The sequence below is a fragment of the Roseateles toxinivorans genome, from assembly GCF_004362525.1.
GTDB lineage: Bacteria > Pseudomonadota > Gammaproteobacteria > Burkholderiales > Burkholderiaceae_C > Paucibacter > Paucibacter toxinivorans.
On sequence record NZ_SNXS01000003.1, the window covers coordinates 271574 to 296258 of the forward strand.

Consider the following 24685-nt stretch of genomic DNA (forward strand, 5'->3'; position numbering starts at 1 on the left):
TCCGCAACCATAGGAAGTCCACCATGTTGGTTTGGGAAGAAGAATTTAAGCCCTCTCAAAGTCTCAATGCGTTGAACGCAGCGAGCGAGCCCAGCGCACCGCGCGCGGCCGCATCGGCGTCTGCAAATGCAGCCTTCACGGCCGACGCAAACACACCGGCCCCCACCATCTCCACCGTCCTCGCCCCCGCTTCGAACGCAGCCACAGTGGCACCCGTTCAACGCCGCGTCAATGCGGCCGACAAGCGCATCATCAACGGCCAGACGGACGTCAATCAGCTGGTGCCGTTCAAGTACAAATGGGCCTGGGAGAAGTACCTCGCCACTTGCGCCAATCACTGGATGCCGCAAGAGGTGAACATGTCGCGCGACATCGCGCTCTGGAAAGACCCGAACGGTCTGAGCGAAGACGAGCGCCGCATCATCAAGCGCAATCTCGGCTTCTTCGTCACCGCCGATTCGCTGGCCGCCAACAACATCGTGCTGGGCACCTACCGCCACATCACCGCGCCCGAGTGCCGCCAGTTCCTGCTGCGCCAGGCCTTTGAAGAAGCGATCCACACGCACGCCTATCAGTACATCGTCGAGTCGCTCGGTCTGGACGAGTCCGAGATCTTCAACGCCTACAACGAAGTCAAGTCGATACGCGACAAGGACGAGTTCCTGATCCCCTTCATCGGCGCGATCATGGACCCGCACTTCAACACCGGCACGCCCGAGAACGACCAGACGCTGCTGAAGAGCCTGATCGTCTTCGCCTGCCTGATGGAGGGCCTGTTCTTCTACGTCGGCTTCACGCAGATCCTGGCCATGGGTCGCCAGAACAAGATGACTGGTGCGGCCGAGCAGTACCAGTACATCCTGCGTGACGAATCGATGCATTGCAATTTCGGCATCGACCTGATCAACCAGCTGAAGGCCGAGAACCCGCATCTGTGGACGGCGGCCTTCAAGGCCGAAATCAAGGCGCTGTTCCTTCAAGCAGTGGAGCTTGAGTACCGATATGCCGAGGACACCATGCCGCGTGGCGTGCTGGGCCTCAATGCGTCGATGTTCAAGGGCTATCTGCGCTACATCGCCAACCGCCGCGCCACCCAGATCGGTTTGGAAGAGTTGTTCCCGAATGAAGAGAACCCCTTCCCCTGGATGAGCGAAATGATCGACCTGAAGAAGGAGCGCAACTTCTTTGAAACCCGCGTCATCGAGTACCAATCCGGTGGCGCACTCTCGTGGGACTGAGGCACTGAACAGCGCGGCGCTTTCAGCGATTCAAGAACACGAGATCAAGCAGTACGAAAGATAGATTGGCAAGACAGATCAGTGATGCCGTAGAAGCATTGCGCTTGTGTCTTGCGACCCCATTCACCGCACCGGGGCGCCCCTCCTGGGCAGACTTTCGGGTGGTGGATAACTGCATCGAGCCGAGCTAGATCGACTCGGGCAGTGCTCTTTTAACTTGATCAAGGAGATTGAAATGGCAACTGCAAAGAAAGCGCCGGCCAAGAAAGCCGCACCCGCTAAGAAGGCCGCAGCGAAGAAAGCTGCACCGGCAAAGGCCGCGGCACCCGCCAAGAAGCCCCCGGTGAAGAAGGCTGCACCTGCGAAGAAGGCAGCCGCTCCGGCGAAGAAGGCCGCTGCACCGGCAAAGAAGGCCGCTGCACCGGCAAAGAAGGCCGCTCCGGCGAAGAAGGCAGCCGCTCCGGCGAAGAAGGCAGCTCCGGCCAAGAAGGCCGCGGCACCTGCGAAGAAGGCAGCAGCTCCGGCCAAGAAGGCCGCTGCACCCGCGAAGAAGGCTGCAGCCCCGGCCAAGAAGGCCGCTGCACCCGTCAAGAAGGTTGCTGCCAAGAAGTCCAGCGCTGCTGCACCGAAGCCTGCTGCAAAGCCGGCCGCCAAAAAGGCTGCGAAGAAGCCTGCTGCAAAGAAAAGTGGCCCTGCCCCTGCGGCACCTGCCGCACCGAAGCCTGCCGCGGCTCCGGCGTCGTCTGCCAAGACCGCGCTGAGCCCGCAAGCTGCTTGGCCCTTCCCGACCGGCAACAAGCCGTAAGGATAGGTCTCGTGACAGTCAAAACCCGGCCTCGGCCGGGTTTTTTTATGACTGTGGACATCGCATCTCTCATGCGCCAACGGTGCTGGGAGAAGGGAAACCCCTGATGCGAGCCCCTGCCTTTTTTGATCGGCGCAAATATACAATAGCAAACGTTTGCGCTTATAGTGGCGCGGGCCTGATCCAGCCACAAGCCTCCTCACTTTGTCATCTATTGCATGAGCACCATCAAGGACGTTGCAGCACGAGCAGGGGTGTCGTTCACCACGGTCTCGCACGTCTTGAATGGCACGCGGCCGGTCAGCGAATCGGCACGGGCGCGTGTGCAGCAGGCGGTGGCCGATCTGGGCTACTTTCCCAGCGCGGTGGCACGCTCGCTGAAGACCAGCGAGACCCACATCATCGGCGTGCTGGTGCCCAACGTCACCAACCCATTTTTCGCCGAGCTGACCCGGGGCGTCGAGGACTGCGCCCACCAGGCCGGATACTCGGTGTTCCTGTGCAATTGCGACGACAACCCGGGCCGGCAGTCGCGCTATCTGCAGACCCTGGTCGAGCGGCGAGTGGACGGCATGCTGCTGGCTTCGGCCGGCGGCGCGGAGTCGCTGCCCCATGGCTGGGCGGCCTATGGCATGCCCTCGGTGATCGTCGACCGGCGCATGCCCGGCGTCGAGGCCGATCTGGTGCGTATCGACAACCAGGCCGGCGCGCGGCTGGCGGTCGAGCATCTGCTCTCGCTCGGTCATCGCAAGATTGCCTGCATCAGCGGCCCCGAGTCATTCGAGGTCAGCAACTCGCGCGAGGGCGGCTGGCGTCAGGCGCTTCTTGCTGCAGGTATCGCGCCCGAGAGTTCCTGGCTGGAGCGAGGAGACTTCAGCAGTTCTTCGGGCTATGCCGCCGGCCGGCGCCTGTTCGAGCGCAATGAGGTCAGCGCCGTGTTTGCCAGCAATGACTTGATGGCCCTGGGTGTGCTCCGTGCCGCTGCCGAATGCGGCCTGGCCGTGCCCAGCGCGGTATCGGTGATAGGCTTTGACGGCATTGATCTGGGCGCCTATTCCTTTCCTGCCTTGACCACAGTGGGCTACTCGATTCGCAAGCTCGGCGAGCGTGCCGCGAGCATGCTGATGCAGCGCATCGAGTCACCGACCCATGCCACGCAGGAACTGGTGCTGGCGCCCGAGCTGATGCTCAGAGAATCCACCGCCGCAGTGCGGCACTATTGACCCAACCCTGTCCACGGGAGTTTTCTATGACCCAAGTACTGCGTTTCTCCAAGCCTGTTCAACGTCTGCTCGGTCTGGCCTTGCTGGGCGCCTGTGCGCAGGCGATGGCGCAGGCCGATCCGGCCGTGGTGTTCGACATGGGCGGCAAGTTCGACAAGTCCTTCAATCAGTCGGCCTACGAGGGTGCCGAGGCCTACAAGAAGGCCACCGGCAAGAAGTACGCCGAGTTCACGATGACCAATGAGGGGCAGCGCGAGCAGGCACTGCAGAAGCTGGCGCAGAGTGGCAAGAACCCGATCGTGACGGTGGGTTTCGGCGGCGCTGCCTCGATGGAAAAGGTGGCACCGCTGTTCGCCAAGACGCAGTTCTACATCATCGACATGGTGGTCGAGAAGCCGAACGTGAAGTCCATCGTGTTCCGCGAGCAGGAGGGCTCCTTCCTGGTTGGCGCGCTGGCGGCTCTGAAGTCCACCACCGGCAAGGTCGGCTTTGTCGGCGGCATGGACATCCCGCTGATTCGTCGCTTTGCCTGCGGCTATGAGCAGGGCGCCAAGTTCGTGAATCCCAAGGCCGAGGTGTTCTCCAACATGACCGGCACCACGCCCGCGGCCTGGAATGACCCGACCAAGGGCGGCGAACTGGCCCGCTCGCAAATGGACCGCGGCGCGGACGTGATCTTCGCGGCGGCAGGCGGCACCGGCATGGGCGTGTTCCAGGCCGTCAAGGACGCGAAGAAGTTCGCCATCGGTGTGGACAGCAATCAGAACTATGTGCACCCGGGCACCATCCTGACCTCGATGGTCAAGCGCGTCGATGTGGCAGTGCAGAACGCCTTCAACGATGGCGCCAAGGGCGCACCCAGCGCCGGCATCACCTCGCTGGGCCTGAAGGAGGGCGGCATCGACTGGGCACTGGACCAGCACAACCGCGCGCTGGTCACCAAGGCCATGGAGGAACGGGTGAACCAGATCAAGGCCGACATCGTCAGCGGCAAGATCAAGGTCATCGACTACATGGCCAAGAACGAATGCAAGTGAGCGTTGCAGCGGTCAACACGGACTTGTGATGAGTGGCGATACGACACCCGCACCCATGGGCTATGCGGTCGAAATGCTTGGCATCACCAAGCGTTTCGGCACCGTGCTGGCCAATGACCAGATTGAGCTGAAGATCGCCGCCGGCACCATCCATGGTGTCGTCGGAGAGAACGGCGCGGGCAAGTCGACCTTGATGTCCATCCTCTACGGCTTCTACCAGGCCGACGAGGGCGAGATCCGCCTGGCCGGCAAGCCGGTGCAGATACGCAGCAGCACCGAGGCGATTGCGCAGGGCGTGGGTATGGTGCACCAGCACTTCATGCTGGTCGAGCCGCTGAGCGCGCTGGAGAACATCCTGCTTGGCGCCGAGGACGGCTGGCTGCTGGCCAAGGCGCGGCAGAAGGCCGAGGCGCGGCTCAAGACCCTGATGGAGACCCACCATCTGCCGGTGGACCTGCACAAGCTGGTCGAGGCGATGCCGGTCGGCGAGCAGCAGCGGCTGGAGATTCTGAAGGCGCTGTTCCGCCGCGCCCGCATCCTGATACTCGACGAGCCCACCGGCGTGCTGACGCCGCAGGAGGCGGCCCAGCTGTTCACCATCCTGCGCGAGTTGCGGGCCCAGGGCGTGACCGTGGTGCTGATCACGCACAAGCTGCAGGAGATCATGGACGTGACCGACAACGTCACCGTGATGCGTGCCGGCCGCGTGGTCGCGCAGCGCCGCACGCAGGACACCAGCCGCGAGGAGCTGGCCGAGCTGATGATTGGTCGGCCGGTGCTGCTGCAAGTGGACAAGGGCAGCAAGGCCGGCGCTGACAGCGAAGTGCGCCTGGCCGTGAAGAATCTGCGCGTTCACGATGCCCGCGGCGTTGAGCGGCTGAAGGGTCTGGATTTCGAACTTCGCGCCGGCGAGATCCTGGGCATTGCCGGGGTGTCGGGCAATGGCCAGACCGAGTTGCTGGCCGTGCTGGCCGGGCTGCTCAAACCCAGCGCCGGCGAGTTGCAGCTGAACACGCGCGGTCAGCAGCGTCGCTTCGATGCGAAGCACTGGCTGCCGGCCTCCGAGCTGCGCGCCTACGGCTGCGGCCATGTGCCGGAAGACCGCCTGGGCGAGGGCGTGATCAAGAACTTCAGCATGCAGGAGTCGGCCGTGCTGGGCTTCCATCAGGATGCCGAACTGGGCGGCTGGGCCTGGCTTTCACCGAAGCGCATCCGCGAGCGCACTTTGAAACTGATCGAGGCCTTCGATGTGCGGCCGGTGCTGCCCAGCCTGCGCACGGCCGATATGTCGGGCGGCAATCAGCAGAAGCTGGTGATCGCGCGTGAGATGGCGCGCCGGCCCGAGGTCCTGCTGGTCGGCCAGCCGACGCGCGGCGTGGACCTGGGTGCGATCGAGCGCATCTACCGCGAGCTGATCAACGCCCGCGACGCCGGTGCCGCCATCCTGCTGGTCTCGGTCGAGCTGGAAGAGATCTTTGCGCTGACCGACCGCATCATGGTCATGAATTGCGGTGCCATCACCGGCATCGTCGAGACAGCCCAATCCAGTGCCAAGGAAGTCGGCATGCTGATGACACAAGAGAAGGCTGCAGCATGAGCCCCGTACGGCCGCCCGAAGGGGCGAATTCCCGCTTGGCGGGACTGCACGAAGTGCGTAGGGTGCACCAATGAGCGAAGCTGCAAGTAGCTTGCCGGCGCCGGTGCCTAAGCCAAAGCCGATCACCAACAAAATGCCATGGTGGATGAATGGCCTGGCCATTCCCGGCGTCCAGCTGCTGTTGGCGCTGGCCGTGGCCTCGCTGGTCGTACTCGGTGTCGGTGAGAGCCCCTTCGCCACCTTGAAGGTGATGCTGGTCGGCGCGCTCGATCCGCAAGCCGGGCTGTCGTCCACCCTGTACTACGCCACCAGCCTGATCTTCACCGGCCTGGCCGTGACCGTGGCCTTCCATGCCGGGCTGTTCAATATTGGTGGTGAGGGCCAGGCCTACTTCGCCGGCCTGGGCGTGGCGCTGGCCTGCCTGTGGCTCGACGGCACGCTGAACGCGCCGCTGATGTTCCTGGTGGCCATCCTGTCGGCGGTGCTGTTCGGTGCCGCCTGGGCATTGGTGCCGGCCTATCTGCAGGCGCGGCGGGGCGCCCATGTGGTCGTCACCACCATCATGTTCAACTACATTGCGGCAGGCCTGCTGAACTATATGCTGGCCGGGCCGATCCGCTCGACCGAGGGCATGGCGATCGAGACACGCCCCATCGCCGAGGCAGCGCTATTGCCCAAGGCCCAGCCCTGGCTGCAATCTATGGGCATCGAGGTCGGCCCGTCCTATCTGAATCTGTCGCTGCTGGTGGCGCTGATCTGCGTAGTCCTGGTCTGGTGGCTGCTCTGGTACACGCGGCTGGGCTACGCGCTGCGCACCTATGGGCAGAACCCGCGTGCCGCCAGGTACGCGGGACTGTCGGCCACTTCGATGATCGTCATCGCGATGCTGATCTCGGGTGCCTTGGCCGGGTTAATGGCGGTCAATGACGTTTATGGCGCCCAGGGCCGGCTGGTGCTGAACTACACCGGTGGCATGGGTTTTCTTGGCATCGCCGTGGCCTTGATGGGCCGCAACCATCCGCTGGGCGTGCTGGCCTCGGCCCTGCTGTTTGGCGCGCTGTACCAGGGCAGCACCGATCTGCAACTGGAGTTCCCGCGCATCAGCCCGGAGCTGATACTGGTCATCCAGGGCCTGGTGGTGTTCTTCGCCGCCGCGCTGGACCGCCTGGTGCGTGATCCAATGGAGCGCTGGTATCTGCGCCGCCAACTGAAGAGCGTGGCCCGCTGAAATGAAACCCCCACGCTCACTTTGTTCGCTGCCCCCCAGGGGGGCGCTCAGTTCCTGCGGAACGGCCGGGCGGCACTGAGGCCATCATGGAAGACCTTATCCTCAATCTCTTCAGCATACTGGCCTCGACCATCCGGCTGGCCACACCGCTGATTCTCGCGGCCATGGGCGGCATACTCGCCGAGCGCTCCGGCACCGTCGATATCGGCCTGGAAGGCAAGATGCTGGTCGGTGCCTTTGCGGCCGCCACCGTGGCCAGCCTGGTGCAGTCGCCCTGGCTGGGCCTGGCGGCCGGCATGGCGGTGGCGGTGGCGATGAGCCTGCTGCATGGCGTGGCGACGATTCGCTACAAGGGCGACCATGTGGTCTCCGGCATGGCGCTGAACTTCCTCGCCTCGGGCCTGACCCTGGTGCTGGGCCAGGCCTGGTTCGAGCAGGGCGGGCAGACGCCGATGCTCAGCAACGAGCAGCGCTTCACGCCGATCTTCCTGCCCGGCGCCGACTACCTGGCTGCCAACGTGCCGGTGCTGGGGCCGTTCTATAAAACCGTACTGTCGGGTCACACGATACTGGTCTATCTGGCCTTTGTGATCGTCGCGGCCATGGTCTTTCTGCTCGGCCAGACCCGCTTCGGCCTGCGCCTGCGCGCCGTCGGCGAGGAGCCCAATGCCGTCGATACCGCCGGCATCTCGGTGCCGCTGCTGCGCTACCAGGCGCTGATCGGCACCGGCCTCTTGTGCGGCATGGCCGGGGCCTACTATTCGATGTCGCAGAATGCCGCCTTCGCACGCGAGATGACGGCCGGCGGCGGCTATATCGCGCTGGCGGCGATGATCTTCGGCAAATGGCGGCCGGTGTCGGCGATGCTGGCCTGCCTGCTGTTCGGCCTGCTGACGGCGCTGGAGGCGCGGCTGCAGGGCCAGAGCCTGCCCTGGGTGGGGGAGGTGCCGACCCAGGTGTTCCAGGTCCTGCCCTATGTGCTGACGGTGATACTGCTGGCCGGCTTCATCGGCAAGGCCGTGCCGCCCAAGGCTGTGGGTCGGCCCTATGTCAAAGAACGTTGATTTCAGACAGAACAACAACCATGGCAATCATCAACATCGGCTCGATCAATGTCGATCACAGCTATCAGCTGAAGCGCTTTCTGCAGCCCGGCGAGACGGCCAGCTGCGAGCATTATCTGCGCGGCCTGGGCGGCAAGGGCATGAACCAGTCGATCGCGTTGCAGCGCGCCGGTGCCGAGGTCGTGCACCTCGGTGCGATCGGCCGTGACGACAGCTGGGTGCGCGCCGCCATCACGGCGGCCGGCATCTCGTTGCTGGACGTGTTCGAGACCGGCGCCGACACCGGCCACGCCATCATCCAGATTGATGCCCAGGGCGAGAACTGCATCCTGCTCTACCAGGGCGCCAACCATGCGCTGGCCGAGGCCGATGTGGCCGGCGTGCTGCAGCGCTACCCCGATCACGGCTGGGTGCTGACGCAGAACGAGACCAATGTCGTCGCCCAGACGATTCACCTGGCTGCCGCCGCCGGCCGCAAGGTGGCCTTCAACCCGGCACCCTGCGATCCGGCGCTGGCGCAGCTGCCGCTGGAGCGGCTGGCCCTGCTGCTGGTCAACGAGGTCGAGGTCTGCCAGTTGAGCGGTGAAAGTGATCTCACCGCCGCCTATGCCGCGCTGCGCCAGCGCTGCCCCGACACCCTGGTCGTCGTGACCCTGGGCGCCGAGGGCCTGTGGGCCGCGCAGGGCACACAGCAGTGGCAGGTGCCCAGCTACCCGACCCAGGTGGTGGATACCACCGGCGCTGGCGACACCATCACCGGCTATCTGCTGGCCGGCCTCGACGAGGGCATGGCTGTCGAGCCCGCTTTGCATCTGGCGGCCAAGGCCGCGGCCATCACCGTGTCGCGGCGCGGCGCGGCGGCCTCCATTCCGCAGCGTTCAGAATTGTCTTGATCCCTACACAAGGAACCCCCATGAGCACCAAGCACACGATGATCATCGACACCGACCCCGGCGTCGATGATGCGCTGGCCCTGATGCTGGCCGCCTACAGCCCCGAGATCGAATTGCTGGGCCTGACGACGATCTTCGGCAACGTCAGTGTCGAGCAGGCCACCAAGAATGCCGGCTTCCTGGTCTCGCTGATGCCCAAATCGGTGCCGGTGGCCCAGGGTGCCGCCACGCCTCTGGTCAACGACCTGCACCCCTATCCCGACTTCGTCCATGGCAAGAATGGCTTCGGCGACATAGCCGTCGCCTACCCCGCCGACTTCAAGCCGGACCCGCGCTCGGCCGCCCAGTTCATCGTTGACCAGATCAATGCCCGCCCCGGTGAGGTGACCCTGGTGCCGGTGGGCCCGCTGACCAATATCGCGCTGGCCCTGCATCTGGACCCCAGCATCAAGACCAAGGTCAAGCAGGTCGTGATCATGGGCGGTGCGGTCTATCGCGGCGGCAATGTGTCACCGGCGGCCGAGGCCAATATCTGGAATGACGTGCACGCCGCGCAAGTTGTGTTCGCCGCCGATTGGCCGATCGTCATGGTCGGCCTTGACGTCACGCACCAGACGGTGATGCCCGAGGCGCGGATGAACGCCGCGTGCGCGAACTCGCCCAAGGTCGGGGCTTTTCTCGCCAAGATCTGCGAGTTCTACGCCAACTTCTATCGCAACACGGCCGGCTTCGACGGCTTCTGCGTCCATGACCCGGCCACCGTCGTGCAGGTGCTGCGTCCCGACCTGTTCGGCACCCAGCGCGGCCAGATCGAGGTCGTCACCGAGGGCCTGGCCCTGGGCAAGACGCTGTTCGGCCCGGCCGGCTTCATGTATGCCGAGCCCGGCTGGGGCAAGCGCACCAACGTCGAGGTCTGCACCACGGTGGACAGCGAAGGCGTGCTCAAGTTCATCGAGGACGTGATCAAGACAGCGCCTTGAACTGCGCAGGTCGAATCGCTACTACCGTTTGGAGCCATCATGTCGAATCCCTTCCCCGTCGCAACCGTTGATCTGCGTGACTACCGCAGCAACGACCCGGCGCGCAAGCAGCGCTTCATCCAGACCCTGGGCGACTCATTCTCCGGCATAGGCTTTGCCGTCGTCACCGGCCATGATCTGGACGATGCGCTGCAGAACAAGCTGTTCCAGCAGGTCGAGGACTATTTCAAGCTGCCCGTGGCGACCAAGCAGGCGCACGAGGTGCCGGGTCTGAAGGGCCAGCGCGGCTACAGCGCTTTCGGCACCGAGGTGGCCAAATCGGAGAAGGTGGCCGACATGAAGGAGTTCTGGCAGCACGGCCAGACCCATGCGGCCGGCGATGCGCTGCATGGCAGCGAGCCGGGCAATGTGCAGGTTGCCGAGCAGCCCGACTTCACGCCGACCTTGAAGCAGGTCTATGAGGCGCTGGAGGCCAGTGGCCGCGATCTGCTGCGCGGCATCGCCGTCTATCTGAACCTGCCCGAGGATTATTTCGACGCCAAGATCACGGGCGGCAGCAGCATCCTGCGCGCCATCCACTACCCGCCAATCACGCAGGAACCCGACAGCGCCGTGCGCGCCGCCGCCCATGAAGACATCAATCTGATCACGCTTCTGATGGGTGCCTCGGCCTCGGGGCTGGAGGTGCTGACCAAGGCCGGCGAATGGCTGGCCATACAGGCACCCCCGGGCTATATCACCATCAATGTCGGCGACATGCTGCAGCGCCTGACCAACAAGCGACTGGTGTCCACCACGCACCGCGTCGTCAACCCGCCGCGCGAGCTGTGGCACACCTCGCGCTACTCGGTGCCCTTCTTCCTGCACCCGCGGCCCGAGATGGACCTGACTTGTCTGGACAGCTGCGTCGACGCCACCCACCCCAAGCAGTTCGACAGCATCACCGCCGGCGCCTATCTGGCCGAGCGCCTGGACGAGATCCGCGCCGAGAAGCGTGCAGAGAAAGCGGCCAAGGCCTGAGTCATGAGCGAGCAGCAGTACCTGATCATCTCCCCGCGCTGGGTCGTGCCCATGGAGGGCGCCCAGCCGGTGCTGACCGGGCACAGCGTCGTGCTGCGCGCCGAGCGCATCGTCGCCGTGCTGTCGACGGCCGAGGCCCGCGCCCAGTACGGCGCCCAGGCCGAGGAGGTGTTGCTGCCCGAGCAGGTGCTGATCCCCGGCTTCATCAATATGCATGCGCACTCGGCGATGACACTGCTGCGCGGCGTGGCCGATGACCGAGACCTGATGGACTGGTTGGAGAACGCGATCTGGCCAATCGAACGCGCCTTTATGGGCCCGGAGTTCGTCTATGACGGCACGCGGCTGGCGGCGGTAGAGTCGCTGCGCGGCGGCATCACGTACACCAATGACATGTATTTCTATCCCGTAGATGGCGCCCGTGCGGCCATCGACGCGGGCATGCGCCTGGGCACATCCATCAATGTGCTGGAGTTCCCGACGCCGTACGCGGCCAATGCGCAGGAGTACATTGCCCGCGGGCTCGAAGCCCATGCGCAGTTCAAGAATCACCCGCTGATCGACATCACGATCGCCCCGCATGCGCCGTACACGGTGAGCGATGCGACGTTCCTGCAATTGGGCACGATGTGCCAGGACCTGGGCCTGCGCATGCACTGCCATGTGCACGAGACGCAGGTCGAGGTCGATGGCGGGCTCAAGGAGCATGGCATGCGCCCGCTGGCGCGGCTGGACAAGCTGGGCCTCTTGAACGAGCGCTTCCAGGCCGTGCACATGGTGGCGCTGGATCAGGCCGACCGCGAGCTGTGCACGGCGCGCGGCCTGCATCTGCTGCACAACCCCTCATCTAACATGAAGCTGGGCTCGGGCATCAGCCCGGTGCAGGCGGTGCAGGACCTGGGTGTCAATGTGGCGCTGGGCACCGATGGCGCGGCATCGAACAACCGCCTGGATATGTTCACCGAGATGCGTGCCGCGGCATTGCTGGCCAAGGTCGGCAACCATGCGCCGCGCGCCGTGCCGGCCTACAAGGCGCTGGAGATGGCGACGCTGGCCGGCGCTCGCGCACTCGGCCGAGCCCACGAACTCGGCTCGATCGCCGCCGGCAAGCTGGCCGATCTGACCGCCGTGGACTTGAGCTCACCCGAGTGCCAGCCGGTGTTCGATCCGATCTCGCAATTGGTCTATGCGGCCGGGCGTGAGCATGTCAGCGACGTCTGGGTCGGTGGCCGGCGTGTGCTGAGCGCTCGTCAGTTGACGACGGTCGATGTGCAGGACGTCAACGCCAAGGCGCGGCAGTGGGGCGAGCGCATTCTCGCCCGCTGAACCCTTCTTCCTAAGGGTAGAACACTTCCACCGTGTAGCCGACCAGGCGCGTGTCACCCGCGCGCAGCTGAGTCTGCAGGCTCAGCTCGCTGCGAGGCGCGATGGTGCCGGCCGGGTTGCCAGCTGCAGGAGCGCTGGCCGCAAAGTCCGCCGGGCTCAGCACCTTGCGCACCAGCAGCGCACCGGCCGAGTCGCTGAGGCTCAGCTCGAACGAGGGCATGGCCAGCGCGGCATCGGCGCGATTGCGCAGGGTCACGGCCAGGCGGTAAGTCCCGGCCTCGTTGGGCGCACGGGTCAGCGAGCTGCCCTCGACACTGAGTGACTCGATGCGCTGCAGCGGCCGGATCTCGCAGCTCAAGACCTGGCACAGCTGCTGCAGCGGCCCGGCCAGCGCCGGTTGCTGAGCGGCCAGTGCATCGCGGAAGTGGAACAGCGCCTGCAGGGCCAGCAGCAGTGTCAGCAGCAGGCCCGCGCCACCCCAGAGCAGGCGTTGCTTGGTATTCATCGGCGCGCGCACCTTGGCAGCATCGCGCACAAAGGTCGGCACATGGGGGGAGTCGTCGGGATCGGCGGCCAGCCCGGTGATGTCTGGTGCGCCCATGCGCTCGTCCGAGATCGGGGCAAAGTCGGCGGTGGCGGGCTCGGGCGGCAGCTCGGAGGGCGGCCAGGGTTGTGAGCTCGCGAAACGGCGCGGTGGGGTTTCGTCGCCCGGCACGCTCGGCGCCATGCTGCCGTCATCGCCCTCGCGCATCTCCCAGGTTGCTTCTTCAGGCGGCAGCGACTGCGCGGCCAGGGCCTCGTCGTCCTCCGGCTCTGGGGCCGGGTATTGCTGCCCATAGCCGGTGTCGTCCAGCGCGATGTCCAGCGGCTCCGGTTCGGGCTCCGGCTCGGGTGGACGGGGCCAGGGGGGCGGCGCCTCGCGCTCCAGATCGAACAGCTGCTCGCGGGCGTCAAACACCTCGGCGCAGCGGCCGCAGCGCACCCAACCTTCGGAGACTTTCAGCTGGTCCTGCACGACCCGGAAAACGGTGCCGCAGGCAGTGCAACGGGTGGCAAGACTCATGCTGGAATCATGCCATGGAGAGCGCTCAGTTCCGCTGCGCTGTCATCAAAATCCAGCCCTCTTCCGAGTCGCTGACCTCGAGCTTGAGCCAGGGTTCGTAAGCGGCCTTCAGCTCATCGGCCTGGCGCTCCAGGATGCCGGCCAGCACCAGATGGCCACCGGCCGCGAGGTGATTGCACAGCAGCGGCGCGAGCAGCTTCAGCGGCGTGGCCAGGATATTGGCCAGCACCAGCGGATACGTGCCCTTGGCCTTGTCGGGCAGGCCGACCGTCAAGGTGACATTGTTGGCCGCGGCATTGGCATGAGACGAGGTCACCGCAGCGGGGTCGATGTCCACCGCGTCGACATCGCGTGCGCCGAACAGCGCCGCGCCAATGGCCAGGATGCCCGAGCCGCAGCCGTAGTCCAGCACGCGGTTCCAGCCCGGGGCCAGGTCGGCATGGCGGGCGATCCAGCGCAAGCACATGCGGGTGGTCGGGTGCGTGCCGGTGCCGAAGGCCAGGCCCGGGTCCAGCCGCATGATCTGCTCGGCCTGGGCCGGCGCCTCGTGCCAGGAGGGCACGATCCAGAAGGTCTCGGTGATCTCGACCGGCGCAAACTGCGATTGCGTCAGCCGCACCCAGTCCTGCTCGGGCACCGCCTGAATCGCCTGCACATGGACGTCGCTGGCCCAGTCCTGGGCCAGCAGCAGGGTGGCGGCATCGGTGGCCGAGGCTTCGTCAGGGTAGAGCGCGCGCAGCACCGAGCGCTGCCAGCCGCCCTTGGGCGCCGGCATGCCGGGCTCGCCGAACAGGGCCTGCTCGGCCGGCGTGTCGGCATCGGCGTCTTCGACCGAGACCGACAGCGCGTCCAGCTCCACCAGCGCGTCGCTGACGTTCTCAACGTCGTCTTCACGCGAGATCAAGACGAGTTCAAACATCGCGGGGGTTTTCGGCTCGGACATCAGCGCTTGTGCTGGCTCATCCAGCCTTCCAGGTAGTGGATGCTGGTGCCGCCCTCGATGAACTTGGCGTCCACCATCAGCTCGCGGTGCAGCGGGATATTGGTCAATATGCCTTCGACCACGGTCTCGGACAACGCAATGCGCATGCGCGCCAGTGCCTGGTCGCGGGTATCGCCGTGCGCGATGATCTTGCCAATCATCGAGTCGTAATTCGGCGGCACGTAGTAGTTGGTGTAGGCATGGGAGTCAACACGAATGCCGGGGCCGCCGGGCGGGTGCCACATCGTGATGCGACCGGGCGAGGGGGTGAACTTGTACGGATCCTCGGCATTGACGCGGCACTCGATCGCATGGCCGCGCATGACGATATTGCGCTGCGCAAACGGCAGTTTCTCGCCGGCTGCGATGCGGATCTGCATCTGCACGATGTCGATGCCGGTCACCAGCTCGGTCACCGGATGCTCGACCTGCACGCGGGTGTTCATCTCGATGAAGTAGAACTCGCCGTTCTCGTACAGGAACTCGAAGGTGCCGGCGCCGCGATAGCCCATGCGCTTGCAGGCGGCGGCGCAGCGGTCACCGATCTTCTCGATCACGCGGCGGGGGATGCCCGGTGCCGGCGCTTCCTCGATGATCTTCTGGTGGCGGCGCTGCATCGAGCAGTCGCGCTCGCCCAGCCAGACGGCGTTCTTGTGGGTGTCGGCGAGGATCTGGATCTCCACATGGCGTGGGTTCTCCAGGAACTTCTCCATATAGACCTCGGGGTTGCCGAAGGCCGCGCCGGCCTCCGCCTTGGTCGTCTGCACCGCATTGATCAGGGCCGCCTCGGTGTGCACGACACGCATGCCGCGTCCACCGCCGCCGCCGGCCGCCTTGATGATGACCGGATAGCCCACCGCCCGTGCCTGGCGGATGATTTCCTTGGGGTCGTCGGGCAGGGCACCTTCGGAGCCAGGCACGCAGGGCACGCCGGCCTTGATCATCGCCTGCTTGGCCGAGACCTTGTCGCCCATCAGCCGGATCGACTCGGAGGTCGGGCCGATGAAGGTGAAGCCGGAGTTCTCGACCCGCTCGGCGAAGTCGGCGTTCTCCGACAGAAAGCCGTAGCCCGGGTGAATGGCCTCGGCATCGGTCACCTCGGCGGTGGCGATGATGGCCGTCATGCTCAGATAGCTCTGGGCGGAGGCGGCCGGGCCAATGCAGACGGCCTCATCGGCCAGCTTCACATACTTGGCGTCGCGGTCGGCCTCGGAATACACCACCACCGACTTGATGCCCATTTCGCGGCAGGCGCGCTGGATTCTCAGCGCGATCTCGCCTCGATTGGCAATTAGGATCTTTTTAAACATCGGTCTTCAATCACTCGATGATGAACAGCGGCTGACCGAATTCGATCGCCTGGCCGTTCTCACACAGGATCTGGGTGATGGTGCCGGCGCGGTCGGCATCGATCTCGTTCATGATCTTCATCGCCTCGATGATGCACACGGCGTCACCTTCCTTGACCTGGCTGCCGATCTCGACGAAAGGCTTGGAGCCCGGGTTGGATGAGCGGTAGAAGGTGCCCACCATCGGCGACTTCACGACATGGCCGGTCTCCACCGGAGCTGCAGGGGCAGCGGCCGCTGCGGCCACCGGTGCCGGGGCGGGCGCATAGACCATGGTCTGCGGCGCCGGCTGCATCTGCTGCACATAGGGCATGGCCTGGCCGCCCTCGGACTTGACGATGCGCACCTTGCCTTCGGCTTCGGTGATCTCCAGCTCGGAGATGTTTGATTCGGACACCAGGTCGATCAGGGTCTTGAGCTTGCGCAGATCCATAGGTTTTCTCCAACGGACATATTGTTATGGGGATGGGTGCCGGCCGAGCCGTAGGCCCGGACTCTAGCTCTTGCCAGGGGCGGGCGAGGTCAGGGAATGCGCGAGCGCATAGTCCAGGGCCAGCCGGTAGCCGGCCGGGCCCAGGCCACAGATCACACCGACGGCCAACTCGGAAAAGAACGAGTGATGGCGGAAAGCCTCTCGCTTGTGGATATTGGACAGGTGCACTTCAACAAAGGGCAGGGCCACCGCGGCCAGGGCATCGCGCAAGGCAACGCTGGTGTGGGTGTAGCCGGCCGGATTGATGATGATGAAGGCCGTGCCATCGGCTCTTGCGGCCTGCACGCGGTCGATCAGGGCGCCTTCGTGGTTGCTTTGAAAGCAATCCAGTTTCGCCCCGGCATCTTCGGCGATCTTCGTCAATTCAGCGTTGATTTGCTCCAAAGTCGCCGCGCCATAGACCCCGGGCTCGCGGATGCCCAAGAGGTTCAGATTGGGACCGTGGATGACAAGAAGCTGTTTCAAACTGGGCTGGGACCCCGGTAATTCCGGTGATCCTGAAGCGGAAAGGCGGAAGTTTAAGCGTTTTAAGCTCAGATCGCCAATTCAGCTCGGAAAGAAAGCACTTGACTTATCACAGGCAAGCGAAGGGCCGTTCCCGAGCTTGCTTTCCCCCCTCGGGGGGCCTGGCGCAAAGCGACAGGTTCGGGGGTCTCAAGATGCCCATTCAGCGGCTTTGGCGGCCAGTTCATCGTAGTGGCTGCCGCCCAGCTTGCGCCACAGGGGTTTGCCCGTGCGGCCGATGACGACGGTGAAGGGGAGGCCGCCCTGCTTGTTGCCCAGCGCCCGGCCCAGGTCGGTGCCTTCGAACCCGGCCAGGCCAATAGGAAAGCTGATTTTCACTTTTTGCAGAAACTCGCGCACCGGCGTCGGGCCGTCGATCGCCAGACCGACGACCTGCCAGCCCTGCTTGGCAAAATCTTGCTGGAAACGGTCCAGGTCCGGCATCTCCTTGACGCAGGGCGCGCACCAGGTGGCCCAGAAATTGATCAGCAGCGGCTGGCCGCGCAGCCCGGCCATCTTCAATTCGCCGCCATCGGGTCGCGTGAAGCTGGCGGCCCACAGCGCGCTCAAGTCCTCGCCGTCGGCCGCCACGGGGGTAGCCGGTGGCGTCGGCGCCGCCTGTCGGCGCCAGGCCCAGCCCGCGCCCACCAGCGCCGCCGCGGCTCCGACGCCGCCCACCAACCAGTCACGCCGCTGCATTGCTGCTCTCCATCAGCCGGCGCAGCGCCGGCAGGTCACCACGTTCACGTTCGCCCTTGGCGTCGGCCTTCAGGCCCCCGCGCAGGTCGTCATAGTCCAGCACGCTGCAATGCACGGTCACCAGCTCGCCCAGGGTCGGGCTGGGCGTGGCGACCGTCAGCACATCGACCTCGCGGCCCCGCGGGCCCGTGGTGCTGCCCACGTCATAGTCCACCCCCTGATTGATCAGCGCGATCTCGGCCGCCTTGGAGTCGTCGCAGTAGAGCTGCAGATGCACGGCCGACAGCCGGGTCGCCGTGCCGCGCCAGACCGCGCCGGTCAGGTGCGGGCGGAACTCGGCCAGACGCTGCATCCACAGCGCGGCCACCTCTCGCATCGCGGCCAGCTCCTGCGGCTGGGTGTCGCCGCAGAACAGCGCGATGTGCTCGCGAACCTGTTCTTCCAGCAGATCGTTATCGGGCAGCTCGACCCGCCGCTCCAGGCCACGACCCAGGCTTTTCAGCGCGCGCCGCTTGGCCGGGCCATATTCCATGCCCTCATCGACGACCAGACGGGCGGCGATGGCGGCGATTTCAATCGTCAGATCAGAGGCGGGAGGCATGGCGGCATTCTAGGCAGACGGGACGAGCCGTCCCGCTGCAGGGCTATCAGGGCAGCTCGATGGCGCCCATGCGAGCTTCGATGGTGCCTGCCCGGCCCAGCACATAGCCGGTGTTGGGGCGTTTCTCGAAGCGCTTCGGCGCCGGCAGCATCACCGCCAGCCGCGCGGCCTGGTTGGCGCTGAGCCTGGCGGCATCGATGCGGAAGTAGTGCCGCGCCGCAGCCTGGGCGCCGAACACGCCTTCGCCCCATTCGACGCTGTTCAGATAGATCTCGAGGATGCGCTGCTTGCTCAGGACCGCCTCCAGCATCAGCGTGATGACGAACTCCTGGCCCTTGCGCGCCAGGCTGCGCTCGCTGCCCAGGAACAGGTTCTTGGCCAGCTGCTGGGTGATCGTCGAGCCGCCGACGACCTTGGGCGCGGGCTTGGGCTTCTCGATCGCCGTGCCGGCCTTGGGTTTCGGTTTGAGCTTCTCCAGCCGGGTCTCCTCGCGCTGATTGCGCTCCCAGGCCTTCTCGATCGCATCCCAGTCGACGCCGCCGTGGTCGGTGAAGCCGGCGTCCTCGCTGGCAATGACCGCTCGCTTGAGGTTCTTCGACAGCGCCGCGTCGTCCACCCATTGCTGGCTCCAGGCGATGTAGTGCTTCTCGGTCAGCAGGCGCCAGGCCTCGGAACGCTGGAAGGTGGTCGATTGCGGATCGACCACCACCATCAGCGCGATGCGCAGCAGGAAGTAGAGCTGCAGGGCGAACAGGGACAGCACGAGCAGCGCCAGCAGCCGGCCGGCATGGCGCAGTGCAGCGTTCATGTGGCCAGCCCCAGCCGCTCGCGCAGTGCCTTCAGCACAGGCGCACCCTCGGGCCGCACGCCGCGCCAGACATAGAAAGCCTCGACGGCCTGTTCCAGCAGCATGCCCAGGCCATCGCGCGGCACAGCGCCATGGGCGGCGGCCCAGCCCAGAAAGCCCTCGGCCTTGGCGCCATACATCATGTCCAGCGCCAGCGCGCCGGGCGCCAGTACCTCGTGCGCAACCGGCACCTCGGCCCCGGCGATGCTGCTGGCTGTGCCATTGATCAGCACGGCGAAGCCCGTGCCGCAGTCGTCCAGGCGGGACGCGACGAGACGCACGCCATGCTGCGCTGCCCAGCTGGCGTGCGATTCCACCAGCGCCTGCGCCTTGGCCACCGTGCGGTTGGCCAGCACCAGCTCGGCCGGGCGAGCGGCGATCAAGGGGCCCAGCGCGCCGGCCGCCGCGCCACCGGCGCCCAGCATCAGCAGGCGCTTACCCGCCAGCGTGATACCGGCGTTCTGCTCGATATCGCGCACCAGGCCGATGCCGTCGGTGTTGTCGCCGAACCAGCCGTCGGCGTCGAAGCGCAGCACATTGGCGGCGCCGGCCAGCAGTGCCCGCTCGCTGCGGCGGGTGGCCAGCTCATAGGCTTCGAACTTGAACGGCACGGTGATATTGCAGCCCTTGGCCCCGCCATCGGCGAAGGCCTTGACCGTGGCTGCAAAGCCGTCCAGCGGGCACAGCAGGCGCTCGTAGCGCACGGGTTCGCCGGTCTGCGCCGCGAACTGAGCGTGGATGAACGGCGACTGGCTGTGCTCGACCGGGTTGCCGAGGATGGCGTAGAGGTCCATGGCTTGCTTGTGCTCTTTCAATTGGACAGGCTGGTCTCGAGGCCGTCTTCCCGCGTGAAGCGGAACTTCGAGGTGATCACCAGCACCTCGGCACCCTGGCGCATCACCGGGGTGAACAGGCCGAAGGGCCCGGCGGCGCGAACGATGGCCACCGCGCGGCGGTCGAGTTGCTTGTTGCCGGAGGAGGCGACGATGTCGGTCTCTATCACCCGGCCGCGCAGGTCGACGTGGATATTCATCGTCAGCTCACCGTAGAGCTTCTTGCCCCGGTGCTCGGGGAAGTCGCGGGTGCCGCGATCTTCGATGCGGCGGCGCAGCGCATCGTAGTACTGGGCGTAGACGACTTCCTGGGTGGCCGGGCTGACATAGCGTTTGCGCGGCCGTGCGTTCTCGGCGTTGACGCGCTTTTCGATCTCGGCCAGCAATTGCACCAGCTGGCGGCGGCGCTCGTCCTGGTCCCTGGCCTTGGGCGATCCCTTGTCGCGGTTCGGGTCGGGGGCGGGCAGCAGGGCCAGCTCGCGGCGGATCTGGGCCAGCAATTGCTGCTGCTGCTCCTGCAGCTTGTCGATCTGGGCGCGCTGCAGCCCGGTGGTCTCGCCGACCTCCATCACCGCGGACGGCGGCAGCGGCGAGGTGGCGCGGCCGCTCTCGGCCATGCCACCGCCATTGAGATTGGCCTGGGCCAGCGCCTGGGCCTTGGCCGGCGCCGTCTCGGAGCGCGAGTTGACCAGCACCACCTCCAGCGGCGTGTCCTTGAACACCCGGTTGAAGCCCTCCGGATCGACAAAGCGCACCGTCAGCAGCGCTGCATGCACCGCCACCGAGGCGAGCAGGGCGATCTGAACGGTGCTGAGCTTGGGCCAGGCCGGCATTGGGGGTGTTAGGCCTTGCCTTCCGCCACCGGCGCGGCTTCCTCGCCCTCGCCGGTCATGTCGATCGCCAGCGTCAGCGGGCCGGCCGTCTCTTCTTCATCGCCTTCGGCGTCTTCGATCTCCTCGGCCGCGGCCACCGCCTCATCGAGCTTGGCGATCACGTTGGCGTGCAGGTCCAGGGTCATCTCGTCCATGCCGGTGATGCGCACCCGCACATGGGCGCCGCGCGCCATGTTCTCGGCGCCCAGGGCCTTGAAGACCAGGGGCAGGGTGTCGGCGCGGACCAGGCCGTCCTTCATCACGCTGGCGTCCAGCTCCTGGATCTCGTTCTGCGCCAGGTAGCGCAGCGTCCAGTAGCGCTCGATGCCCGACTGGAAGCCGTTGTAGGCGCTGTAGGCAGCGTCGAAGCCGGAGATGATGGAGAACAGCGCCGCGTCCTTGGGCTTGAACGGCGCCACCAGGGCGGCCGTGCGGCCGTGGCGGGCGCAGGCAATGATCTGCCACTGGTTGACCAGGTCCACATAGCGGCGCAGCGGGGAGGTTGCCCAGGTGTACTGCGCCACGCCCATGCCGGCGTGCGGCGCGGCCTTGGTGCCCATGCGCACCTTGATGCCGGGCGCGAGGCTGGCCTGGCTGCGGTAGATGCCGGGCAGGCCCAACTCGTTGAGCCAGCCGCCCCAGGTACTGTTGGCCAGAATCATCGCCTCGGCGACGATCAGGTCCAGCGGCGCGCCGCGTTGGCGGGTGCTGATGCGCACCGTCTCCTGGCCCTTGGGCTCGCTGCCGTCGCCATCGAGCTTGAAGTTGTAGTCCGGCCGGTTGAAGGTCTCGGGCTTGCCGCGCACGACCTCGCGCCCGGCCTTCAGGTGCTTGGCCAGGCGGAAGGTGAAAGCCAGTTCCTTGGCGAACTCGTAGTCGGCCGGGGCTTCGCCGGTCAGCGATGCCTCGGTGACGACGGCATCGAGCTGGTCGTGGCGCAAATTGGCGACGATGGGCACGCGCTCGATCCTGGTCTCGCTGCCACGCACTTGCAAGGTGGCCTCGTCCATCGTCACGTACAGCGAGATGGCGGGGCAGTCTCGGCCGGCCATCAGTGTGTAGGTCTGCACCACCTCGTCGGGCAGCATGGTCAGCTTCCAGCCCGGCATGTAGACGGTGGACAGGCGCTCGCGGGCGACCTTGTCCAGCGGCGAGTCGGGCTGTATCGCCAGGCCCGGCGCGGCAATGTGCACGCCGAACACGATGGTGCCCGTGCCCATGCCCTGCACCGACAGCGCATCGTCGATCTCGGTCGTGGCCGAATCGTCGATCGAGAAGGCCTGCACGGTGGCGAGAGGCAGATCATCCTTGATGGCAGGCGCGGCCAAGGCCGGAAAGCCCGTGCCCTTGGGGAACTGCTCGAACAGGAATCGCCGCCAGTGGAACTGGTAGGGGCTGGCAATCGCGCCGGCCGCCTGCAGCAGGTCCAGCGGCGCCTTGTGGGCCAGCTTGGTCGCCTCGACCACGGCCTTGTACTCGGGGCCGTTCTTGTCGGGCTTGAACAGGATCTTGTAGATCTCGCTTCGCACCGGCTCCGGGCACTGGCCGGCGGCCAGTTCCTTGGCCCAGGCCTCGATCTGCAGGGCCTGCAGGCGCTTGCGCTCGATGCCCAGCAGGGCGGCCTTGACGATCTCCTCGGGCGCCTTCTTGAACTGGCCTTTGCCGATGCGGCGGAAGTAGTGCGGCGCCTCATACAGCCGGAACAGCGCCGCGGCCTGGTGGGCCATGCTGGCTTTGGCGTCGAAATAGTCGCGCGCCAGCTCGGCGAAGGTGAATTCGCTGTCGGGGGCGAATTCCCAGGCCAGGTCCAGGTCGATCTCCTGGGCCAGGCGCTGGCCTTCGGCAATCAGCTCGGCGGGGGCCGGCTTGTCGAATTTCAGCAGCACATTGGCGGCTTTCACCTTCACGCGCTTGCCCGAGTCGAGCTCCACTTGCATGGAGCTGTCGGCTTCGGACATCACACGGCCGGCCAGGAATTTACCGGCGTCATCAAAGAGAGCATACATAGGCGGCGGATTGTCGCAGATGGACCCGACCCCGAATCCGACGGTCTTCCTGGACGTAGACTGAGCCATCCCCCCGACGGAGCTGGTCCATGCATCCGAATCTCCCCCGGCAGCAGGCCCTTGGCGTGGCTCGCAGTGACAAGATCGTCAGCGCCGCCGAGGCGGTGCGCCTGATCCATGACGGCGACACCGTGGCCACGGCTGGCTTTGTCGGCATCGGCTTTGCCGAGGGCATCGCCATCGCGCTGGAGGAGCGCTTCCTTGCCACCGAGCTCGAAACCGGCCTGGGCGCGCCGCGCAACCTGACCCTGGTCTATGCCGCCGGCCAGGGCGACGGCAAGGAGCGCGGGCTCAATCATTTCGGCCATGCCGGCCTGCTCAAGCGGGTCGTTGGCGGCCACTGGGGCCTGGTGCCGAAGCTGCAGGCGCTGGCGGTGGCCGGCGAGATCGAGGCCTACAACCTGCCGCAAGGCGTGATCTCGCACCTGTTCCGCGACATCGCCGCCGGCAAGCCGGGCACGTTCAGCGCGGTCGGCCTGGGCACCTTCGTCGATCCGCGCTTCAGCGGCGGCAAGATCAACGCGTGCACCACCGAGGACCTGGTGCGGCTGATGGAGATCGACGGCGAGGAGTTCCTGTTCTACAAGGCCTTCCCGGTGCATGTTGGCATCATCCGCGCCACCACGGCCGACCCCGACGGCAATCTGACCATGGAGCGCGAGGCGCTGACGCTGGAGGCGCTGGCCATCGCCATGGCCGCGCACAACAGCGGCGGCGTCGTCATCGCCCAGGTCGAACGGCTGGCCGAGCGCGGCTCGCTGAACCCGCGTCAGGTGAAGATTCCCGGCGTGCTGGTCGACTGTGTGGTGGTGGCCGAGCAGCCGGAACACCATATGCAGACCTTTGCCTGCCAGTACAGCGCCGCCTTCGCCGGGGAGATCCGCGTGCCGATGAGCACGCTGGCGCCCATGGCGATGAGCGAACGCAAGCTGATCGCCCGCCGTGCGGCGCTGGAGCTCAAGCGCAATGCGGTCGTCAATCTGGGCATTGGCATGCCCGAGGGGGTGGCCGATGTGGCGGCCGAGGAGGGGGTGATACAGCTGCTGACGCTGACCGCCGAGCCCGGCGTGATCGGCGGCATACCGGCCAGCGGGCTGAACTTCGGCGCCGCGGTCAACACCCAGGCCATCATCGACCAGCCCAGCCAGTTCGATTTCTATGACGGTGGCGGCCTGGACATCGCCGTGCTGGGCCTGGCCCAGGCCGACGCCCAGGGCAATTTGAACGTCAGCAAGTTCGGCCCCCGGCTGGCCGGTGCCGGCGGCTTCATCAACATCAGCCAGGCGGCGCGGGCGGTGGTGTTCGTGGGCACGTTCACGGCCGGCGATCTGCATGTGCGCGTGGCCGACGGCAAGGTGCATATCGACGCCGAGGGCAGCCTGAAGAAATTCGTCGCCGAAGTCGAACACCGCACCTTCAGCGGCGAGCGCGCACGGGCGCGCGGCCAGCGCGTGCTGTACGTGACCGAGCGCTGCGTGTTCCGCCTGGCCGACGCTGGCGGCCTGGAGCTGATCGAGATCGCGCCGGGCATAGACCTGGAGCGCCACATCCTGGCGCAGATGGACTTCCTGCCCTTGATCAGCCCCCAGCTGCGGCTGATGGATGCCGCGCTGTTCGCCGACGGGCCCATGGATCTGCGCGAACGCATGCTGCAGCTGCCCCTGGCGCAGCGCATCGAGTTCAACCCGCGCAGCCAGATCCTGTTCATCAATTTCGAAGGCCTGGCGGTGGACGGCGAGGCCGATATCACTGCCATCGAGGCCGAGGTCCAGCGTCAGCTGGGGCCGCTGGGCAAGCGGGCCAATGTGGTCGTCAATTACGACCACTTCAGCATCCGTCCCGAGCTGATCGAGGCCTATGACGCGATGGTGCGCCGCCTCACCGAGCGGTACTACGCGCGGGTGACGCGGTACGCGGCCAGCGGCTTCCTGAAGGCGCGGCTGGCCGCCATTCCAGTCGGTTGAG

General features: G+C 66.0%; 23 protein-coding genes. 12 read left to right on the forward strand and 11 right to left on the reverse strand.

What is annotated here, in order from left to right:
* The first annotated feature begins 23 nt into the window (after positions 1-23).
* From DES47_RS12605 to DES47_RS12655, 11 genes are all read left to right on the forward strand, one after another.
* Entirely contained in the window at positions 24-1238 is a 1215-nt protein-coding gene (locus tag DES47_RS12605) for a ribonucleotide-diphosphate reductase subunit beta (protein ID WP_133701062.1), read from the forward strand.
* 235 nt (positions 1239-1473) lie between these two features.
* Positions 1474-2043: a histone gene (locus DES47_RS29305; protein WP_133701063.1), complete on the forward strand. Its 570-nt coding sequence runs from the start codon at positions 1474-1476 to the stop codon at positions 2041-2043.
* Between the two features lie 218 nt (positions 2044-2261).
* Positions 2262-3266 (forward strand): LacI family DNA-binding transcriptional regulator, encoded by a 1005-nt coding sequence (locus tag DES47_RS12615; protein ID WP_133701064.1) that lies wholly within the window; start codon positions 2262-2264, stop codon positions 3264-3266.
* Between the two features lie 26 nt (positions 3267-3292).
* Entirely contained in the window at positions 3293-4303 is a 1011-nt protein-coding gene (locus DES47_RS12620) for a BMP family lipoprotein (protein WP_133701065.1), read from the forward strand.
* A gap of 28 nt (positions 4304-4331) precedes the next feature.
* The gene (locus DES47_RS12625; protein WP_208114985.1) at positions 4332-5900 is read left to right on the forward strand and encodes an ABC transporter ATP-binding protein; all 1569 of its coding nucleotides are present in this window, start codon (positions 4332-4334) and stop codon (positions 5898-5900) included.
* A 133-nt stretch (positions 5901-6033) separates the two neighbouring features.
* Positions 6034-7128: an ABC transporter permease gene (locus DES47_RS12630; RefSeq protein ID WP_133701066.1), complete on the forward strand. Its 1095-nt coding sequence runs from the start codon at positions 6034-6036 to the stop codon at positions 7126-7128.
* 86 nt (positions 7129-7214) lie between these two features.
* Complete coding sequence (locus DES47_RS12635; RefSeq protein ID WP_133701067.1) at positions 7215-8192, forward strand: ABC transporter permease; 978 nt, start codon at positions 7215-7217, stop codon at positions 8190-8192.
* 20 nt (positions 8193-8212) lie between these two features.
* Complete coding sequence (locus DES47_RS12640) at positions 8213-9085, forward strand: PfkB family carbohydrate kinase (RefSeq protein ID WP_133701068.1); 873 nt, start codon at positions 8213-8215, stop codon at positions 9083-9085.
* Between the two features lie 20 nt (positions 9086-9105).
* Complete coding sequence (locus DES47_RS12645) at positions 9106-10065, forward strand: nucleoside hydrolase (protein ID WP_133701069.1); 960 nt, start codon at positions 9106-9108, stop codon at positions 10063-10065.
* Between the two features lie 39 nt (positions 10066-10104).
* Positions 10105-11085 (forward strand): isopenicillin N synthase family dioxygenase, encoded by a 981-nt coding sequence (locus DES47_RS12650; protein ID WP_133701070.1) that lies wholly within the window; start codon positions 10105-10107, stop codon positions 11083-11085.
* A 3-nt stretch (positions 11086-11088) separates the two neighbouring features.
* A complete protein-coding gene (locus DES47_RS12655; protein ID WP_133701071.1) occupies positions 11089-12411 on the forward strand; it encodes a TRZ/ATZ family hydrolase in 1323 nt (440 codons plus the stop codon).
* Between the two features lie 10 nt (positions 12412-12421).
* Here the strand turns inward: DES47_RS12655 and DES47_RS29310 are convergent, their stop codons facing one another.
* The 11 genes from DES47_RS29310 to DES47_RS12710 form a co-directional block, all read right to left on the reverse strand.
* Positions 12422-13474, reverse strand: a complete 1053-nt coding sequence (locus tag DES47_RS29310; protein WP_243748287.1) for a zinc-ribbon and DUF3426 domain-containing protein — start codon at positions 13472-13474, stop codon at positions 12422-12424.
* Positions 13475-13499: 25 nt separating this feature from the next.
* A complete protein-coding gene (gene prmA, locus DES47_RS12665) occupies positions 13500-14393 on the reverse strand; it encodes a 50S ribosomal protein L11 methyltransferase (RefSeq protein WP_133701072.1) in 894 nt (297 codons plus the stop codon).
* 23 nt (positions 14394-14416) lie between these two features.
* Positions 14417-15766: an acetyl-CoA carboxylase biotin carboxylase subunit gene (accC, locus tag DES47_RS12670; RefSeq protein WP_133701073.1), complete on the reverse strand. Its 1350-nt coding sequence runs from the start codon at positions 15764-15766 to the stop codon at positions 14417-14419.
* Positions 15767-15776: 10 nt separating this feature from the next.
* Positions 15777-16238: an acetyl-CoA carboxylase biotin carboxyl carrier protein gene (gene accB / locus DES47_RS12675; RefSeq protein ID WP_133701074.1), complete on the reverse strand. Its 462-nt coding sequence runs from the start codon at positions 16236-16238 to the stop codon at positions 15777-15779.
* Positions 16239-16301: 63 nt separating this feature from the next.
* The gene (gene aroQ, locus DES47_RS12680; protein WP_133701075.1) at positions 16302-16763 is read right to left on the reverse strand and encodes a type II 3-dehydroquinate dehydratase; all 462 of its coding nucleotides are present in this window, start codon (positions 16761-16763) and stop codon (positions 16302-16304) included.
* Between the two features lie 189 nt (positions 16764-16952).
* Positions 16953-17501 carry a TlpA disulfide reductase family protein gene (locus tag DES47_RS12685; protein WP_133701076.1) on the reverse strand — a complete coding sequence of 183 codons (549 nt, stop codon included), beginning with the start codon at positions 17499-17501 and terminating at the stop codon, positions 16953-16955.
* Positions 17488-18102, reverse strand: a complete 615-nt coding sequence (locus tag DES47_RS12690) for a hypothetical protein (RefSeq protein ID WP_133701077.1) — start codon at positions 18100-18102, stop codon at positions 17488-17490. The genes DES47_RS12685 and DES47_RS12690 overlap by 14 nt, the downstream gene beginning before the upstream one ends.
* A gap of 46 nt (positions 18103-18148) precedes the next feature.
* On the reverse strand, positions 18149-18910 hold the full coding sequence (locus DES47_RS12695) for a transglycosylase domain-containing protein (RefSeq protein WP_133701078.1): 762 nt from the start codon (positions 18908-18910) through the stop codon (positions 18149-18151).
* On the reverse strand, positions 18907-19743 hold the full coding sequence (gene aroE / locus DES47_RS12700) for a shikimate dehydrogenase (protein WP_133701079.1): 837 nt from the start codon (positions 19741-19743) through the stop codon (positions 18907-18909). The genes DES47_RS12695 and aroE overlap by 4 nt, the downstream gene beginning before the upstream one ends.
* Before the next feature lie 17 nt (positions 19744-19760).
* Positions 19761-20615 carry an energy transducer TonB gene (locus tag DES47_RS12705; protein ID WP_133701080.1) on the reverse strand — a complete coding sequence of 285 codons (855 nt, stop codon included), beginning with the start codon at positions 20613-20615 and terminating at the stop codon, positions 19761-19763.
* 8 nt (positions 20616-20623) lie between these two features.
* On the reverse strand, positions 20624-22660 hold the full coding sequence (locus DES47_RS12710) for a ribonuclease catalytic domain-containing protein (protein WP_133701081.1): 2037 nt from the start codon (positions 22658-22660) through the stop codon (positions 20624-20626).
* A gap of 89 nt (positions 22661-22749) precedes the next feature.
* Between DES47_RS12710 and DES47_RS12715 the strand changes: the two genes are divergently transcribed.
* Positions 22750-24684, forward strand: a complete 1935-nt coding sequence (locus tag DES47_RS12715) for an acyl CoA:acetate/3-ketoacid CoA transferase (protein WP_133701082.1) — start codon at positions 22750-22752, stop codon at positions 24682-24684.
* Position 24685: the final 1 nt, after the last annotated feature.